This is a genomic window from Acinetobacter sp. UBA6571, assembly GCF_002434085.1.
GTDB lineage: Bacteria > Pseudomonadota > Gammaproteobacteria > Pseudomonadales > Moraxellaceae > Acinetobacter > Acinetobacter radioresistens.
Window position 1 is genome coordinate 1 of sequence record NZ_DJJJ01000020.1, and the last position, 16584, is coordinate 16584.

General features: G+C 39.9%; 16 protein-coding genes and 1 pseudogene. 8 read left to right on the forward strand and 9 right to left on the reverse strand.

The window, feature by feature from the left end; all coding sequences use genetic code 11:
- The coding region (locus B3X18_RS02875; protein ID WP_286935120.1) for a multicopper oxidase domain-containing protein at positions 1 to 1194 on the reverse strand (1194 nt) is incomplete at its 3' end.
- Positions 1195 to 1283: 89 nt separating this feature from the next.
- The gene (locus B3X18_RS02880) at positions 1284 to 1580 is read right to left on the reverse strand and encodes a hypothetical protein (RefSeq protein ID WP_004760992.1); all 297 of its coding nucleotides are present in this window, start codon (positions 1578 to 1580) and stop codon (positions 1284 to 1286) included.
- 148 nt (positions 1581 to 1728) lie between these two features.
- Here B3X18_RS02880 and B3X18_RS02885 point away from each other — a divergent pair, with 148 nt between their 5' ends.
- Entirely contained in the window at positions 1729 to 2409 is a 681-nt protein-coding gene (locus B3X18_RS02885) for a heavy metal response regulator transcription factor (RefSeq protein ID WP_004663993.1), read from the forward strand.
- Positions 2402 to 3802: a heavy metal sensor histidine kinase gene (locus B3X18_RS02890; RefSeq protein ID WP_034171651.1), complete on the forward strand. Its 1401-nt coding sequence runs from the start codon at positions 2402 to 2404 to the stop codon at positions 3800 to 3802. The genes B3X18_RS02885 and B3X18_RS02890 overlap by 8 nt, the downstream gene beginning before the upstream one ends.
- Before the next feature lie 38 nt (positions 3803 to 3840).
- Here the strand turns inward: B3X18_RS02890 and B3X18_RS02895 are convergent, their stop codons facing one another.
- The 5 genes and pseudogenes from B3X18_RS02895 to B3X18_RS02915 all read right to left on the reverse strand — a co-directional run bounded on the left by B3X18_RS02895 (position 3841) and on the right by B3X18_RS02915 (position 8885).
- Positions 3841 to 5124: an MgtC/SapB family protein gene (locus B3X18_RS02895; protein ID WP_005105856.1), complete on the reverse strand. Its 1284-nt coding sequence runs from the start codon at positions 5122 to 5124 to the stop codon at positions 3841 to 3843.
- A complete protein-coding gene (locus B3X18_RS02900; protein ID WP_005105854.1) occupies positions 5121 to 7496 on the reverse strand; it encodes a heavy metal translocating P-type ATPase in 2376 nt (791 codons plus the stop codon). The genes B3X18_RS02895 and B3X18_RS02900 overlap by 4 nt, the downstream gene beginning before the upstream one ends.
- Before the next feature lie 11 nt (positions 7497 to 7507).
- Positions 7508 to 8158: pseudogene (locus B3X18_RS02905) on the reverse strand (methyltransferase family protein).
- A gap of 20 nt (positions 8159 to 8178) precedes the next feature.
- Positions 8179 to 8427 carry a DUF2933 domain-containing protein gene (locus tag B3X18_RS02910; RefSeq protein ID WP_004695740.1) on the reverse strand — a complete coding sequence of 83 codons (249 nt, stop codon included), beginning with the start codon at positions 8425 to 8427 and terminating at the stop codon, positions 8179 to 8181.
- 26 nt (positions 8428 to 8453) lie between these two features.
- Positions 8454 to 8885, reverse strand: coding sequence for a hypothetical protein (locus B3X18_RS02915; RefSeq protein ID WP_005105848.1), 432 nt, complete (start codon positions 8883 to 8885; stop codon positions 8454 to 8456).
- 364 nt (positions 8886 to 9249) lie between these two features.
- Between B3X18_RS02915 and B3X18_RS02920 the strand changes: the two genes are divergently transcribed.
- The 5 genes from B3X18_RS02920 (at position 9250) to B3X18_RS02940 (ending at position 14146) form a co-directional block, all read left to right on the forward strand.
- Positions 9250 to 9630 carry a copper resistance CopC family protein gene (locus tag B3X18_RS02920; protein WP_004681441.1) on the forward strand — a complete coding sequence of 127 codons (381 nt, stop codon included), beginning with the start codon at positions 9250 to 9252 and terminating at the stop codon, positions 9628 to 9630.
- Positions 9631 to 9694: 64 nt separating this feature from the next.
- Positions 9695 to 10576 (forward strand): copper resistance D family protein, encoded by an 882-nt coding sequence (locus tag B3X18_RS02925; protein ID WP_034671268.1) that lies wholly within the window; start codon positions 9695 to 9697, stop codon positions 10574 to 10576.
- A 469-nt stretch (positions 10577 to 11045) separates the two neighbouring features.
- On the forward strand, positions 11046 to 11240 hold the full coding sequence (locus tag B3X18_RS02930) for a heavy-metal-associated domain-containing protein (protein ID WP_004281879.1): 195 nt from the start codon (positions 11046 to 11048) through the stop codon (positions 11238 to 11240).
- A 178-nt stretch (positions 11241 to 11418) separates the two neighbouring features.
- Positions 11419 to 13896, forward strand: coding sequence for a heavy metal translocating P-type ATPase (locus B3X18_RS02935; protein ID WP_005006349.1), 2478 nt, complete (start codon positions 11419 to 11421; stop codon positions 13894 to 13896).
- A gap of 157 nt (positions 13897 to 14053) precedes the next feature.
- Positions 14054 to 14146: a YHYH domain-containing protein gene (locus B3X18_RS02940; protein WP_151809984.1), complete on the forward strand. Its 93-nt coding sequence runs from the start codon at positions 14054 to 14056 to the stop codon at positions 14144 to 14146.
- A gap of 44 nt (positions 14147 to 14190) precedes the next feature.
- Here the strand turns inward: B3X18_RS02940 and B3X18_RS02945 are convergent, their stop codons facing one another.
- Positions 14191 to 14457 (reverse strand): metal/formaldehyde-sensitive transcriptional repressor, encoded by a 267-nt coding sequence (locus B3X18_RS02945; RefSeq protein ID WP_034688970.1) that lies wholly within the window; start codon positions 14455 to 14457, stop codon positions 14191 to 14193.
- 56 nt (positions 14458 to 14513) lie between these two features.
- On the opposite strand from B3X18_RS02945, the gene dmeF reads away from it, so the two are divergent.
- Positions 14514 to 15476 carry a CDF family Co(II)/Ni(II) efflux transporter DmeF gene (gene dmeF, locus B3X18_RS02950; RefSeq protein ID WP_034438686.1) on the forward strand — a complete coding sequence of 321 codons (963 nt, stop codon included), beginning with the start codon at positions 14514 to 14516 and terminating at the stop codon, positions 15474 to 15476.
- Positions 15477 to 15848: 372 nt separating this feature from the next.
- Here dmeF and B3X18_RS02955 read toward each other — a convergent pair whose 3' ends face one another.
- Positions 15849 to 16463: a thiol:disulfide interchange protein DsbA/DsbL gene (locus tag B3X18_RS02955; protein WP_004281236.1), complete on the reverse strand. Its 615-nt coding sequence runs from the start codon at positions 16461 to 16463 to the stop codon at positions 15849 to 15851.
- Positions 16464 to 16584 lie beyond the last annotated feature (121 nt).

Here is a 16584-nt window from a genome sequence, read left to right on the forward strand (position 1 = left end):
ACCTTTCATAGAAGACATATCGTGATTCATGCCTTTCATAGAAGACATATCATGATCCATACCTTTCATAGAAGACATATCGTGATTCATATCTTTCATAGATGACATGTCATGGCTCATCCCCATATCTTCCATAGTTAATAAAGCACGAGGGCGAGATTTAGGCATCTCAATTTGTTTGACTGCTGGGCTGCTTTCTTCATGTAATGTTCCCACTGAAAAACCGGTACGATCAATAGATTCAGCTTCAATTTGGTAATGTGCTTGTTTTGGTTCCACAATGACATCATAGGTTTCAGCAGTACCAATACGGAACTCATCTACAGGAACGGGCTTTACAGGTTGACCATCAGCACTGACTACAGTCATTTTTAGGTTTGGAATGCGTACATCAAAGAATGACATAGCGGAAGCATTAATAAAACGAAGGCGAACTTTTTCACCAGCTTTGAAGTTACCGGTCCAGTTTTGCTGAGGTGTTTTGCCATTCATTAAAAATGTATAACCAGTCACATCGGACATATCTGTTTTCAACATCCGCATCTGATTCCACATAGAGCGGTCTTGCCAAGTTGCCTTTAATCCATCACGTTTAACTTGTTTTAATACATCGAATACTGTTTCGCGACGGTTCTGATAGTAATCTGCTTCTTTTTTAAGATTTTTCATAATTTGATCACTTGTTGAATTATGAAAATCAGAAAGCAAAACAACGTAATCTTTATCGGTTTTTTCAGCAGCTGTTAGTGGAGTTTTATCTTTAGGATAAATAACAAAAGCACCATATAAACCGTCTTGTTCTTGTCCTTTACTATGTGAATGATACCAATAAGTACCATTTTGGCGGACTTTAAACTTATATTCATAAGTTTTATTAGGGGCAATGCCATTAAATTTGTTAAATCCAGGTACACCATCCATAATTCCAGGTAATAATAAGCCATGCCAATGGATTGAAGAGTCCTGATTTTTTAACTTATTGTGAACACGGATAACGGCCTCATCACCTTCTTCAAATTCAAGAAGTGGTGCAACGAATTTACCATTAACGGTAATTCTCTTTAGCGGTTTTCCTGTGATATTTACAGTTTGTTCAGCGATTGTTAAATCATATTCTTTAACTGCCGCCATTACCCAAGTTGATGAAAATAAACCAACTCCAATTAAGAGTACATGACTTAACTTTTTTGACATTCTATCTCACCTTTAGAAAGGTCAAGATTGAAGTAATAAAGCAAATATTTAGTATAAACTTTAATACTTCTTTCTCGCTATTTATAAAATTATTTATTGCTACCAGGCATATTCATCTTTGAATGATCCATTTTAGAATGGTCCATATTCATCATAGAATGATCCATTTTTGACATGTCAGATGAGTTAGGAGACTGATGTTGACTATGATCTTGCTGAGTCTTGTCATCTTTTTCCATTTTACAAGGTTTTGTACAAGGTTTCTGTGCTTTTACCGTTTTAGTGGCACTTGAGGTTGATACATCTTTTGCCCAAGATTGAGTACCAGCAATTAAAGTTCCAGCACACATTAAAATTGTTAGACTACGACGCACTACAGTTTTCATAAGTTTCTCTAAAAGTTAATTTCTTGCTACTACAATAAAGTGAAGCACTGAACATCTAAGTGACTTGAAAATGACATTTTTGTAATCTATCTCGATCAGATGTTTTATAACGTTATTATAGTTTTAATGAATGACTTAGGATTCGGAAATGAGAATACTATTAGTTGAAGATGAACAAAAAACTGGTGATTATCTCAAGCAAGGTTTATCCGAAGCTGGCTATATTACGGACTGGGTTACAGATGGGTTAACGGGTAAACATCAAGCTCTTTCTGAAGAGTATGACTTAATTATTTTAGACGTGATGTTACCTGGACTAAATGGTTGGAATATTATCAATGATATTCGTAGCAGCGGTAAAACAATGCCCATTCTTTTTCTTACCGCCCGAGATCAAATCGAAGATCGAGTAAAAGGATTAGAGCTAGGCGCTGATGATTATTTAGTTAAGCCTTTTGCTTTTGCAGAGCTTCTAGCTCGAATAAAAACGCTCCTTAGACGAGGGCAACAAAGAGAAGATAATAATATTATTAAGATTGCTGATTTAGAACTTGATTTGAGAAAACGTCGGGTAACACGAGCAGGTCAACGCATTGATTTAACGGCTAAAGAATTCGCGCTTATGGAGCTTTTTATGCGTAGAAGAGGTGAAATTCTACCAAGAGCACTTATTGCATCTCAAATTTGGGATATGAACTTTGATAGTGATACGAATGTCGTTGAAGTCGCTATTAAACGATTAAGAAGTAAAGTTGACAGTAACTTTACTCCCAAATTAATTCAGAATATTCGAGGAATGGGGTATGTACTAGAGGTAGAGGATGAATAATAATTTATTCAGAGCGATCAGTTTCCGGATCGGTATCATTTTCTCATTATCTACTATTTTCATTCTAATTATTATGGGTTTGTTCATAAATAAATTAGTAATGCATCATTTTGAGACTCAAGACCGTACCCAATTAGAAGGTAAAATCCAGCTGATTCAGAATCTTATCCAACAGAATCCTAAAAACTCTCCAGAACTTAATCTTTATTTGAGAGACGCTTTAGTTGGACACCATGATCTTATGGTTCAAATAGAACGACCGACAGGTAAAGTTTTATTTAGTTCAGCACCTTCAACAATTAATACTCAACACTTAACCAAGTCAGCAAATAATTCATGGATTAAATGGAAAATTCAGGATAAGACTTATCGTGGCATGATCTACAACACGGATATAAACAAAAATACTGAGATACAATCTGTACGCATTATTGTGGGGATCGATACATCTGAACATCTACATTTTTTAAATGATTTTAAGCGTCAACTTTTTTACATTGGTTTAGCCGGTACGATTTGTTTAATGTTTTTAGGCTGGTTTGCAACCTGGAGAGGTTTAAGACCCGTGCAAAAAATGGCTAAGGTCGCAGAAGGCATTTCTGCCCAACATCTTTCAGAACGTTTAGAAGTTGAGCACACACCAACAGAACTAAAATCATTAGCAATTGCCTTCAATGATATGCTCGACAGACTAGAATCAGCTTTAGAAAGGCTTTCCGATTTTTCATCTGATTTAGCGCATGAAATTAGAACACCGATTAATAACTTAATGACTCAAACTCAAGTATGTCTTGCCCGTAACCGAGATATTGGTACTTATCAAGAAATACTATTTTCTAATTTAGAAGAATTAGAACGTTTGGCTCGAATGGTATCCAATATGCTTTTCTTGGCAAAAGCAGAACATGGCCTAAAATTACAGAACTTACAGAATATTGACCTGGTTAAAGAAGTTACAGCCTTATTTGATTTCTATGATGCGCTAGCTGCCGAAAAAAATATGACGCTTCAACAAACAGGATCTGGAAATGTCAAAGGTGATCCTGCTATGTTACGTCGAGCACTCAGCAATCTATTATCTAATGCAGTTAAATATGGAAATAAGAATTCTACAATACGCATAAAACTTCAACAGAATTTAGATAACACAATATTTTCAATTGAAAATGAAGGCCCTGAAATCTCTCCTGAACAACTATCCAGGTTATTTGATCGATTTTATCGAACAGATGCATCTAGACAAAGAACAGAAGAAGGAACCGGCTTAGGGCTCGCGATAACAAAATCTATTCTTGATATGCTTGGGGCGACCATCCAGGCTGAATCCCTCAATGGTCGAATCATTTTTACCATTGTTTTTCAAAGTGAATCCATGCAAGGGGAATCATTTTAACTCATTTTTTGAACATCTTCCATTTACCCGAGTTGACCTTACATAAAGCTCAAACTGAGAGCCAGAGCTACGCCAGCACCTATCATGGCAATTGTGTAGCCAAATATGATAGCTCGGCCAAACTGTGCCCCCCCTGTCATCCATGCAATTGTCGCTTTGCTTAACATGTTGCTCAGTGTGGCCAGCCCTAGCGCGACAGCAGCCACATTTGTTGTTAAGCCTTCAGTACTATGCAGGCGGGCAAGTGAGACTAAAATAGCATCTACGTCTGCTAGCCCAGAAATAGTCGATAATACGAAGATGCCGCTGGTGCCCAACCATTGTTTTGCTGCCGGGACCAAGACTGCCATGACAGCCAGGAAAGCAGCGAAGCTGAATGCTGTCCCAAGATCAAAAGGAGCCATTGCTTCTATTGTTCGATCGTTGTTTTCAGCGCTGGTAATTTGGCGTTGTCTCCACAATGCCATACCCAGCAGAAGGATTCCCGCAATCATCATTGCACCACCAAAAGTGCTTAGCAATGCTGGCTCAATGACGCCTATCAGCACAACCATACGAAAAAACATGATGCCACAGGCAGCCAATGTTCCAGAAATAGCAGCACTGACCATGACGGGGTGCTGGCGTGTATAGCGTGCCAGTGCGACAGTTGCAGCTGTAGACGATGCCAAACCACCCAATAGACCTGTCCAGAATATGCCTCTTTCTGAACCGGTAAGCCGCATGGCAAAATGACCTGCCAGAGAGAGTCCGGCAATCAGGATCACTGCCCACCATAACTGGTAAGGATTTAATGCAGCAAAAGGTCCCAGACCCGTATTGGGTAAGTAGGGTAATATAACGACAGAAAGTACCAGCAACTGCAGGGATGCGGTTAATTCACGATGCTCTATCAAGCGTAGCCAACCGTGTAAGGTTGGCTTGAGATCCAAAAATACAGCGACGATTACAGCCGCGGTTAATGCTAAAGTAACATTACCATGGGATGCATATGCACCTAAAACTAATGTCAACAGCATCGCAATAATTGTGGTAGCACTTAAATTACCGGAAATTTTTGCGGTACGAGCATAGGACACTGTTAGTAATAAGGAAAGCCCTAATACGGCCGCAACTAGCGGCCAAGCTCCGAAGTTTGGTTGTAAATGACCGAGCACTCCTCCGAGCAATCCTGTCAATGTGAAGGTACGTAGACCTGCTACTCGGCTGCCTTCTGGCAGTTCTCGATCCTGCCATCCTCGTTCTAAACCAATGAGCAGGCCGATGGCGAGTGCTGCAACCAGCCCTGATACATCTGGTGGAAGAAAGGAACTCTCTATCATAACTTTTTATTTCGCAGGCGAAGGGCATTGGTGATGACTGAAGCTGAACTCAAACTCATAGCCAAGGCGGCAATCATCGGTGACAACAACCAACCGGTAAATGGATATAGTACGCCAGCCGCGATAGGGATACCCAAAGCATTGTAAAGGAAAGCAAACATGAGGTTCTGTTTCATGTTGCCGACAGTAGCTTCCGAAAGTGAACGGGCAACAGCAATCCCTCGTAAATCTCCCTTGACCAGCGTAACTTGGGCACTATTCATTGCAACATCAGTCCCGGTTCCCATAGCGATACCGACATCAGCTTTAGCCAAGGCTGGTGCATCATTGATGCCATCACCAGCCATAGCCACGATGCGACCTTCCTTCTGCAATTTGCTGACCAGTTCTAGTTTATCTGCGGGTTTGACTTCGCCATGTACCTCATCAATGCCTAGACGTGCTGCGACTGAACGGGCAGTGGTGAGACCATCTCCTGTTGCCATCACGATACGTAGACCCGCTTCCTTCAGGGTGGCAAGTGCTTCTGGGGTATTTTTTTTGATGGGATCGGATACTGCAAGCAGACCGGCCAATTCACCATTGATGGCTAGATGCATCACACTTGCACCTTCCGAACGCAGCTCTTCGGCTTGCGGAATCAGAGATTGTACCGAGATACCCAATTGCTCCATCAGTGCTGTGTTGCCCAAAGCTAACTGACGATCGCCCACTTGACCTCGAACACCAATCCCTGAGCCCGATTCAAAATTATCTGGTGTTTCAAGAGACAGGCCACGTTCGTGTGCTGCGTTTACAATCGCTTCGGCTAGCGGGTGTTCACTGCCTTGATCAAGACTGGCGGCTAAACGTAATACTTCAGATTCGTCAAAATCTGATGCGGCAACTACACGATCGAATACAGGGCGTCCTTCAGTTAACGTACCTGTTTTATCGATGATTAGTGTGTCAATCTTGCGTAGATTCTCAATGGCTGCTGCATCACGGAACAGCACACCATGAGTAGCACCTTGACCCGTCGCAACCATGATAGACATTGGAGTTGCCAAGCCTAGTGCACAAGGACAGGCAATAATGAGTACTGCCACAGCATTGATTAATGCATAAACCCAGCTTGATTCTTCTGGGCCGAATAGTCCCCATCCAAAGAAGGTAAGCAAAGCAATGGTCACTACAGCCATGACGAACCAACCTGCTACCTGATCAGCCATACGTTGCATTGGTGCTCTCGATCGTTGAGCTTGCGCCACCATCTGTACGATCTGGGATAACATGGTACTTGAACCAATTTTCTCTGAACGCATGATCAATGAACCATTGGTATTCAGGGTAGCTCCAATGACTTTATCGCCGATACGTTTAGTGATAGGTAAAGGTTCACCTGTCAGCATCGATTCATCCACTGAACTACTTCCTTCAGTGATTACACCATCCACAGGCACTTTTTCACCTGGGCGAATTCTGAGTAAATCTCCTACATGGACATGCGTTAGAGGAACATCTTCTTCAGTTCCATCAGGCAAGATTCGGCGAGCTGTTTTAGGAGCGAGCCCAAGGAGTGACTTAATTGCAGCAGAAGTTTGCGAACGTGCTTTTAACTCCAATATTTGTCCCAGTAGGGTCAATGAAATGATGACCGCTGAAGCTTCAAAGTAAACAGCGACACGACCCATGGAAATAAATGAGTCTGGGAAGATTTGCGGTGCAATGGTTGCGACCACACTATAAATAAATGCAGCTCCAGTGCCCAAACCAATCAGCGTCCACATGTTCGGGCTGCGATTCACAACCGATTGCCAACCCCGGGAAAAAAATGGCCAACCTGCCCAAAGTACAATTGGGAGTGACAACACCAGTTCAATCCAGCTCTGAACCGCCATATTGAACAGGTTCATTTGATGACCAAACATCGCCAAAAAAGTCACGATGATGGTCAATGGCAGTGTCCACCAGAAGCGTCGGCGGAAATCACGTAACTCCGGATTCTCATCTTCCTCTAATTCAGGAATGAGTGGCTCCAGTGTCATTCCGCATTTAGGACAGTTTCCAGGATGATCTTGTTTAATTTCTGGATGCATTGGGCACGTATAGATGATCGTGCCTGTTGTGCTTGTCTCATTAACGGATTGAGTAGTCTGATGATGCTGTGTATGTGCATCGGCAGTCGTCGTTGCGGGTTTAGCGATATATTGCACCGGGCTGCTATGAAACTTTGATTGACATTTATCACTGCAAAAAAAGTAAGTTTTCCCCTTAAATTCCTCATGGTATTTCGATTCTTCAGTGACGGTCATACCACAGACTGGGTCTTTCAGTACGTCTGTTGTAGCCTGTGCCATATGGTCCTGGTTATGATTTTTTTGATCTGACATAAATAATTCTCTTATGGTAAAGTGGTTTTATGGCCGAATTTTGGAATAAATCTCGGAGTCTGTTGAGCATAGCTGTCATAGACAGCGCCAAACTGTTTACTCATTTCAGCCTCTTCCTTAATTGCCAAGCGGCTGTACATTAAGAGTAGGATTGGAAACATAATCAGTGTCAGTAAAGTTGGCCATTGCAATAAAAAACCCAGCAAGATCATCACAAAAGCCACGTATTATGGGTGACGTATACGTGCATAAGGGCCTGTGATCGCTAAAGAATGCTGACGTTGCTCGTTGTACAGCACGTGCCATGACGTTGATAACAGGTAAAATCCATAGCCCAAGAAAACGTAACTGGCGATATGCAAAATGCCAAAATGTGGATCACCTTTTTCACCTAATAGCGTTGACCACAAGTGACCTGCATTATGAGAAAGTAAGTCAAGTTGAGGGAAGCGAGTTTGAAGCCAACCAGATAACAGGTAAATGGTTAAAGGAAAACCATACATTTCGACAAATAGAGCAATGATAAAAGCCGAAAAGACCCCAAATGTACGCCAATCGCGCGCAGTGGAAGGTCTAAAAAAACTGAAAGCGAACATGATAAAAACTGCTGAGTTAATGATAACCAGCGTCCATAAACCATAAGCCGATTCCGCATGATTCATGATGGATCTCCTGATAAGAGCTATTTTTTGTTATCAGATATATCGGATTTTTTTTGCTGCGAGTGGTTATGCCCATGACCACCATGCATAAAAATATGCATCAGTGGACACGCTAAAAGGAATAAATAAGGCAAAGCACCGATAACGTGGGCTAAATGTTCCGTTAATAGAAAATAAGCTGCGATACCACCCAGCACGATTAGACCAATGGCATAACGTGTAGACCAGAAGTTAGGTACTGAATTATTTTCTTGGTGTTGGTGATTCATGGTGCTTTCCCCTAATTCATGGGTAACTATTTAGTTGCTGACGGAGGCATACAGTCCATCATCATCTGCATCATGGATTGCATCATGTCCATACGTTTTTCCATCATTTGCTGACGGTCAGCCATATTGGCATTCATGCTTTGGCTACCCATCTGTTTCATCATGCTTATACCTCCTTGCATGAGTTTCATGTGCTCAGCCATAAGTTTCTGACGTTCTTGCGGGTTTTTTGCAGCCATCATCTTTTCATGCATGGCTTGCATCGCTTTCATGTGCTGGTCCATTGCAGCCATTTTGTCTGGAGTCATCGTGCCAGTAGCTGTCTTTTTAACAGTGACTGTGGATGGAGGAGTATTTTCTGGGTGATGAGTTTTATGCTCTTCAGGATTTTGGGCTAATGCACCTAGAGCGGCAGTGGTTATACAAAGTGCAAGTAAAGTTTGGCGGATATAAGTCATGATATTTTCCTTCCATCAGTTGATCAGCCGATACAACCTTTAAATGAATGAAGCAAACAAATAGAGAGAGGTATTTTTCATTTATTTGCTCCACTCATTCTTTTGATGAAGTTGATCGCTGGTTATGCCACCGGTGTTTTACTTAGGTGGTAGCTGGTTATAGTCAATTTTTTTATTTCTATTGAATAATTTTATCACTTGAGTCTATTAATTTTTAAAAATGACAAAAATGTAATTTTGAAGTCATCGCCCTGTTTCTGTCTCTTACTAATAATTGAAATATAAGAGGAGATGATGTGGTCTCATTAAATATAGATTTTATAAAGTCATCTCTAATGAACTAACGAATCAAGAGGAAACGTAAATGAAATTATTTCAAAATAAAATGACTGCTCTACGTAATGTTGTAGTAGCTGCAACGATGATTGTGGCTACTACAACTACGTTCGCTCATGTGAGTTTAGTGAGTGCGATTCCTGCGGAAAATGCATCTATCCTTAGTCAACCAAAGAACTTGACCCTTAACTTTGGTGCAGAGGTTATGTTGATGAATATTAAGTTACTGGATGCTCAGCGAAGAGATGTTCCTTTAAAATATAAAGTTACTCATGACTTAAAGAAATCCTTTGATGTAGCTCTTCCGAAACTGAAAAAAGGTAAATATACCGTTGTCTGGACAACAATGGGGAAAGATGGTCACAACATGAATGGTGAATATAGTTTCACTATCAAATCAACTAAATAAGAATTGATTACCTTTCAACATGTCAGTGAGGTGCTGGCATGTTGTTCTAGAATGGACAAAAATAATGATTTCTGAATATTGGATGTGGGCCACTTGGTTAACTAAGGTTATTTTATATTTAAGTGTAGCTTTTGTCGTTGGTGGAGCCTTTTGCTATTTTTTACTTAGACAATATCTTGAACTAAAAGAATCGATTCTTAAATATATTACAATTGGCGCTGGATTAGGCCTAATTTCCAGTACCTTGGGATTTTTTATTCTGATTGGTAGTTTTGCCAATACTGGTATTACAGGTATGGTGGACCCCACGTATATTAATATATTGGTTAATACTCCGACGGGGTATATATACGTTCTTCGTTTTATTAGTTTTGCTCTTTTACTTCTTCTCATGGTGGTTAAACTTAACAGGAACAAAGGTCAGTTTTCTATAATTGAAAGTTCAATATTTTGTGTTTTACTTCTCCCGATTATTTTTAGTTTTTCCCAGCTCGGACATGTCGCTAATTTAACCTTACTTGCTCAAATTTTATTATCAATCCATATTCTAGTTATGTCGTTATGGATGGGGTCTTTATATCCGTTATGGAAAACCAGCCGGGAAATAAGTGGTTTACCTTTAAAAGATCGCATGCATGTATTTGGACGTATTGCTGCTTTCATTGTTGGGATATTAATCGCCTGTGGCGCTAGTGTAGCTCTTCTTTTAATTAAAGATTTTAATACCTTAATCAATACTGCATATGGCTATGGTTTCATGGTTAAAATGTTTTTTGTTATAGGTATTCTACTTTTAGCTGCCTTCAACAAATGGTATTTCACCCCGCGTCTTCAACATCCTAAATTCGCTAAACACCTTAGTCATGCCATTTTATTTGAGATGTTATTAGGTCTATCAATTCTATTAACAACAGGCTATATAACCACTGTCGTGGGTATTGAATAAGAGAATTTCAAAATAAGGGAATTGAGGAAATTTAACATTACTGCATTTATCTTTTGTAGCTGAGCAATAAAGTTTCTACTGGACTGCCAACTTACGACAATCAGAACAGTAAAATCGCATCATGAGGCATTATACATAAAGGTAGTCACCGGTTTTTAGCTTATCTTCAACCCATAACGGTCTCATCTATTCAGTTCACTACCATTGATTGAAATAACTAATCTTATAAATTTCAGAGTGATCGTAGATGACAAAAATGTCATTTTAAAGTCACATTAATGTTGGTTAAGTACTTTTACTGTAGTCATTAGAACACTCTTCTTTGGAATACTCTGAAGAAAACTGTAAGGTTGTAAACAGACCAAGTTACAGCGAGTAACTGATTCAGAAAAAGGCTGGTTGTATGGTGAAAGTTTAGAGTTACTGTTCTAATGTTTTAAACAAATGTTTTGTTAAAAAGGAGCAACATATGAAATTTCACATCGCTAATATGACTTGTGGTGGTTGTGCACGCGGCATTACTACCGCAATTAAAGAGCTCGACTCGAATGCCTCACTCGATATTGATTTACAAAACCGTATTGTTGAAATCAACACAACGGTGAGTCAGGATCAAGTCATTGCCACTCTCAGTGAGCGTGGATTTACAGCTGATCCTGCTTAATCTCTGTTAGAGTAACAGTGGGAATTCCTTACCACTTTTACTCTCTCTTATTTTCCTCATCGTACAGATAAAACCTGTACTTGCTTGAAATAAAAGTAATCCCTGAATTCCCCCTAATCTTGGTTCGAGCTGATCTTCGCATATAGAACTCAGCATATCTAAATGATAGAGATCGTATATGAGTACCGAAATGACTGATACGCCACACTACAGTGAAACATTAGAGATTGAGGGGATGACATGTGCTTCTTGTGTAGGCCGTGTGGAAAAAGCTTTAAAATCTGTTGAGGGTGTTGAATCGGCTCATGTAAATCTGGCTACCGAAAAAGCAGTCATTTATGCGCATCAACCACTTGATCGCGCTACTTTAATTAAAGCCGTAGAAAAAGCAGGCTACGAAGTGGAAGCGCTGCAACCAATAGAGCTTACGATTGAGGGTATGTCATGTGCTTCTTGTGTAGGTCGAGTAGAAAAAGCCTTAAAATCTGTTGAGGGTGTGGAATCAGCACATGTAAATCTGGCTACTGAAAAAGCGACTATTCAGGCAAGCTCATCTGTCACTCGTGACTCGTTAATTCAGGCTGTCACCAAAGCAGGGTTTGAAGCAAAGTCAGTTCATCAAACTACGGAAAGCTTTCAAGATAAAAAGAATATTGAATTAGAAAAACTTAAAAAAGATTTAATTTTGTCAGTCTTATTGACTCTACCCGTTTTTATTTTAGAAATGGGATCACACCTGATTCCCGCCTTTCATACGTTTATGATGGATAACATTGGCCAACAAAATAGCTGGTTAATGCAATTTTTCTTGACCACAGTAGCATTAATTTTTCCAGGCCGACGCTTCTTCAAAAAGGGCATCCCAAGTTTATTCCGCTTAGCACCAGACATGAATTCCTTGGTGGCTGTAGGAACATTGGCTGCTTATCTTTATTCAGTGGTTGCTACTTTCTTTCCAAGTGTCCTGCCACAAGGCACGGTCAATGTTTATTATGAAGCTGCAGCGGTTATTATCACTTTAATTCTATTAGGTAGATTTTTTGAAGCCAAGGCAAAAGGCCGAACGTCTTTAGCAATTCAACATCTAGTTGGAATGCAGCCTAAAGTTGCCAGAATACAGCTCAATAATCAGGTGATAGAAGTTCCGATTGCCGAAGTTCAAACAGGAACGATTGTAGAGATTAGACCAGGTGAGCGTATCCCTGTCGATGGTGAAGTTATTCACGGCCAAAGTTTTATTGATGAATCCATGATTACTGGCGAGCCTATGCCCGTTGAAAAAACGATAGGCTCTACTGTGGTAGGAGGAACAATTAACCAAAGTGGCAGCTTAAATATCAAAGCCACCTCTGTTGGTAGTTCATCAGTGCTTTCTCAAATCATCCGAATGGTTGAACAGGCACAGGGTTCCAAGCTGCCTATTCAGGCATTGGTTGATAAAATTACCATGTGGTTTGTACCTGTAGTAATGGGTCTCTCTCTTTTAACTTTTCTTACGTGGTTTATCTTCGGCCCTGAACCAGCCCTAACTTTTAGTTTAGTGAACGCGGTTGCTGTACTCATTATTGCATGTCCTTGTGCGATGGGACTTGCAACGCCTACATCAATCATGGTGGGAACTGGGCGGGGTGCTGAAATGGGGGTTTTATTTCGTAAAGGTGAAGCTTTACAGCTGCTCAAAGAAACTAAAGTGGTTGCAGTTGATAAAACAGGGACTCTGACTGAAGGGAAACCAGTTTTAACCGATCTGCATGTCTTAGAAGGTTTTGAATACAATACCGTACTTTCACTGATGGCAGCCGTTGAATCAAAGTCTGAGCACCCTATTGCTCGAGCAATTGTACAAGCCGCTATAGATAAGGAATTAATCCTGTCTCCTGTTGCTGATTTTAAATCAGTGACCGGCTACGGAATAGAAGCGAAGGTTTCTGAGCATTTGGTTCATATTGGTGCAGATCGATATATGGAAAAACTAGGTTTGAATCCTACTGTTTTTTCTCAATTTTCGGATCGTTTGGGAGAAGAAGGAAAAACCCCTCTCTATGTTGCGATTGACCAGAAACTTGCTGCCATTATTGCTGTAGCAGATCCAATTAAAGAATCAACATTTGCTGCAATTGAAGCGTTACATCAGTTAGGTTTAAAGGTTGCCATGATTACAGGTGATAACCGTCATACAGCTCAAGCGATTGCAAAAAAACTAGGTATTGATGAGGTTATTGCTGAAGTCTTACCTGAAGGTAAAATAGAGGCCGTTAAAAAATTAAAAAATCAATATGGTAAACTCGCATATGTTGGAGATGGCATTAATGATGCCCCTGCACTTGCAGAAGCAGATATTGGCTTAGCGATAGGTACAGGTACAGACGTAGCTATTGAAGCTGCTGATGTGGTTTTGATGTCTGGCAACCTGAAAGGAGTGCCGAATGCTATCGCTTTAAGCAAAGCGACTATAAGCAATATTCGTGAAAATTTATTTTGGGCATTTGTTTACAATGCAGCTCTGATTCCTATTGCAGCTGGTGTACTTTATCCGCAATTTGGACTGCTACTTTCTCCTGTATTTGCTGCAGGTGCAATGGCGCTCTCGTCAATATTTGTACTAGGAAATGCTTTACGATTAAAACGTTTTAAAGCCCCCCTTGCAATTATTTAACCATTTTTTATATACATTTAAAGTCTTGTTGGCTTCACTTTATATATTTGGAAATAGTCTAAGCCATGTTGGCTTTTATTAAATATCATACAGTTGATATTCTAATTATTTGAGAGGGATTAAGATGAAAAGAATTTTATTAATATGCTTTATAGGCATGTCATTTACCTATGCGAATGCTCATTCTGGGGGAACGAACTCACAGGGTTGTCATACCAACAGTAAAACTGGTGATTACCACTGTCATTAATAGGTGCGCACACAGTTTTTTATTTAAAAGACTGTGCTTTAAAGTTATAAGTAGCGTTTAACTAAAGCTAAAAATTCATTTAGTTCTTTTTCCTTTATTTTCTCAGTATCACCGAGTACATGTTCTCTAAGATGAAGTTCTATTAACTCATTCATTAAGCCATTTATCGCACCTTTAATTGCTGCAACTTGCTGTAATACCTCAATACAAGAATTTTCATAATTTAAAATATTCTGTTCAAGGGCATTAGTTTGACCTTGAATTCGTCTAATCCGATTTAAAATTTTTTTGTTCTGATTTAAGTGAGACATACTATTCAACCTCAAGAACATATACTATGGGGGAGTATTAATTGTGGTGCAATAAAATGCAATATCTAAATAATGTTAAAAGTGACCATTCGCATCAATTTGACGAAGGAAATCCTTTAGCACAAAAGAAAATTTTAATCGCAACCATCCTCACTGGTGTAATGATGGTGTTTGAAATTTTTGGAGGATGGTTCTTTAATTCCATGGCTTTATTGGCTGATGGATGGCATATGAGTTCTCATATGTTGGCATTGGGCTTAGCTTATTTTGCCTATAAAATGGCTCGAAAATATGCTCGTGATCAGAGATTCTGTTTCGGTACATGGAAGATAGAAATCTTAGCTGGATATTCGAGTGCCATTTTATTGATGGTTGTTGCTGTATTCATGGGTGTTCAATCGATAGAACGTTTATTCAATCCTGTGAATATTCACTACAACGAGGCAATTTCAATTGCGATTGTTGGCTTGATCGTTAATTTTATTTGTGCCTGGTTACTACGTGAAAATGGTCACCACCACCATCATCACTCTCATGATGACCATGACCACCACCACGATCATCATCACTCTCATGATGACCATGACTTAAACCAGAAAGCCGCTTTTCTTCATGTAGTAGCAGATGCAGTAACTTCTGTATTAGCGATTATTGCACTTTTCGCAGGGAAGTATTTTGGATGGGATTTTTTAGATGCAATTCTAGGGATCGTAGGTGCAGTGCTTGTAGCACAATGGTCTTGGGGATTGATTAGAGAAACAGGTAAAACATTGCTTGATGCAGAGATGGAACATCCTGTAGTAAAGGAGATTCAGGAAGTTGTAGAGGAATTAGATAACCAAATTACGATTACTGATCTGCATGTCTGGAAAGTAGGTAGAAGTAAATTTTCATGTATTTTATCCCTAAATACAGTTAATGACTCCTTAACAGCAGAGGTAGTTCGTAAAGCTTTGTCAATTCATGAAGAGATTGTTCATATTTCTGTTGAAATTAACAAGAATTTCCATGTTGTTTAAATTAATATTTATTCCTTTTAAACTTTATCAGTCTATTTATGTAAATCTTAGATTAGAATTTGTTTGTTGTAGAGCGTCGGGGCGCCTCGGCAATTCTGCGTGTTGAAATAGAAAGGAAAATTCATTTTCTGAATGAAGATATCGGGTATGAACGGGTAAAGATACAATCCACGATTCATATTCAATCCCATGCCTTTAAAGCGCAAAGCGTGTTGCAGATGCAGCTCTTATTCCGAGGAATTTTACACTGGTATCGCCCGCCGATAGAAACACCAGATCCGGCAGTCAGGACGTAAATAACCATTCCTCCAGTTTAAATAAAAAAACCTGCAGATTCGATGCAGGTTTTTTTTAGAGATAATCAATCGCGTCTTATTTGGCTTTACGCTCTTTCTCGATCAGGTAATTCACCACCTGAATGACTTTGGCATCATTACCCTGCACAATATATTTACCATTCACGGTCACTGCCGGAACACCACTTAACTGATACTGAGCAGCCAGATTTTTGGCTTGGGCAATTTTCGAAGTGATCGGGAAAGATTTATAAGTGCTGTTAAATTTCGCTTCAGGAATACCATAGCGGGTATAGAACTTGGCCAATTGCGCCTGTTCTAAAATTGGACGCTGCTTATCATGAATATCATGGAATAATTGTAAATGTGCTTTTTGACGCACACCCAATGCTTCAGACACATAATAAGCACGCGCTGCCTGCTCCCAGAGTGGATTCATTGCAGCCGGCGTACGTACAAAACGTACATCTTTTGGTAATTTTTTCAACCAGCCCTGCATATGTGGTTCAAGCGCGAAACAGTGACCACAGCCGTACCAGAAGAATTCACGTACCTCAATTCTGCCCGGTTTTTCGACTTTGACTGGTTTTGCAACCACCTGATAGTCCTGACCTGCCACAAAATTGGCCATAGCATTGCCTGAAAAGGCCAAAACAGATGCGGCAACAGCTCCTAAAAGGAATTTTTTCATTGGGATTATCGTCCTCTAAATCATTATGCTTAGTGTATGGGTTCACTATAAATCAATTATGCCGGTTCCGTTTTCATGCTGCGAACTTTTGTGCTATCAGAGGCACTGTTGCAAATAGGCT

Bases quoted from the DNA above. Each gene is read 5' to 3' on its own strand.
- B3X18_RS02885 (WP_004663993.1), top strand. From the start codon at position 1,729: ATGAGAATACTATTAGTTGAAGATGAACAAAAAACTGGTGATTATCTC.
- dmeF (WP_034438686.1), top strand. From the start codon at position 14,514: ATGCAATATCTAAATAATGTTAAAAGTGACCATTCGCATCAATTTGAC.
- B3X18_RS02915 (WP_005105848.1), bottom strand. From the start codon at position 8,885: ATGACTTATATCCGCCAAACTTTACTTGCACTTTGTATAACCACTGCC.
- B3X18_RS02935 (WP_005006349.1), top strand. From the start codon at position 11,419: ATGAGTACCGAAATGACTGATACGCCACACTACAGTGAAACATTAGAG.
- B3X18_RS02940 (WP_151809984.1), top strand. From the start codon at position 14,054: ATGTCATTTACCTATGCGAATGCTCATTCTGGGGGAACGAACTCACAG.
- B3X18_RS02900 (WP_005105854.1), bottom strand. From the start codon at position 7,496: ATGTCAGATCAAAAAAATCATAACCAGGACCATATGGCACAGGCTACA.
- B3X18_RS02880 (WP_004760992.1), bottom strand. From the start codon at position 1,580: ATGAAAACTGTAGTGCGTCGTAGTCTAACAATTTTAATGTGTGCTGGA.
- B3X18_RS02955 (WP_004281236.1), bottom strand. From the start codon at position 16,463: ATGAAAAAATTCCTTTTAGGAGCTGTTGCCGCATCTGTTTTGGCCTTT.
- B3X18_RS02945 (WP_034688970.1), bottom strand. From the start codon at position 14,457: ATGTCTCACTTAAATCAGAACAAAAAAATTTTAAATCGGATTAGACGA.
- B3X18_RS02925 (WP_034671268.1), top strand. From the start codon at position 9,695: ATGATTTCTGAATATTGGATGTGGGCCACTTGGTTAACTAAGGTTATT.
- B3X18_RS02910 (WP_004695740.1), bottom strand. From the start codon at position 8,427: ATGAATCACCAACACCAAGAAAATAATTCAGTACCTAACTTCTGGTCT.
- B3X18_RS02920 (WP_004681441.1), top strand. From the start codon at position 9,250: ATGAAATTATTTCAAAATAAAATGACTGCTCTACGTAATGTTGTAGTA.
- B3X18_RS02895 (WP_005105856.1), bottom strand. From the start codon at position 5,124: ATGATAGAGAGTTCCTTTCTTCCACCAGATGTATCAGGGCTGGTTGCA.
- B3X18_RS02930 (WP_004281879.1), top strand. From the start codon at position 11,046: ATGAAATTTCACATCGCTAATATGACTTGTGGTGGTTGTGCACGCGGC.
- B3X18_RS02890 (WP_034171651.1), top strand. From the start codon at position 2,402: ATGAATAATAATTTATTCAGAGCGATCAGTTTCCGGATCGGTATCATT.